Raw genomic sequence first — 471 nt, 5'->3', positions numbered from 1 at the left:
ACCCAGACACCGGGCTCATAGCGCGCCAGCATGGAGAGCCCGAACAGCAGCGCCCACCAGGTCATTAGTGGGCTCAGAGTCGAGCCCCCGACCCTCGGCCGCATCCAGCGTTGGCCGGTAAGCGGGTCGGTCGGCGCCACGCGCTCCAGCGTCGCCCGCCATCCAGGGACATCGGCCGACTCGTTCGGCCATGCGACAGTCGCGCGCGAGCGTGAAGACCAGAGGATCGTCGCGCCCGCCGCACCGACATACCGCGACAGCTCCGTCGTCACCGATTCCGCGGCCTCGCCCCGGACTCCCCCGACGTCTGCGCGTAGATGCGTGAAGTCGAAGAGGTTGCTAGCCATGTCGGTGTCGTCGGGATTGACGACGAGCGGTTGAGGCCATTGCTCCCCTTCGAGTAGGTCGCAGACGCCAGGTAGCGAGCTCCAGAGTTCGCCGATTGAGACAGGCTCCTCAAGCGGTCCGGAT

Annotated in this window: 1 protein-coding gene; it reads right to left on the bottom strand. The window is 67.1% G+C overall.

All coding sequences use genetic code 11. From position 1 onward, the window contains the following. On the bottom strand, positions 1 to 471 hold a 471-nt coding region (locus ACDX78_RS23250), incomplete at both ends, for a YaaC family protein (RefSeq protein ID WP_486031227.1).

The sequence above is a fragment of the Virgibacillus oceani genome, from assembly GCF_041521345.1.
Classification (GTDB): Bacteria; Bacillota; Bacilli; order Bacillales; family Amphibacillaceae; genus Virgibacillus_N; species Virgibacillus_N oceani_A.
This window is presented reverse-complemented; position numbering and strand designations above follow the sequence as displayed.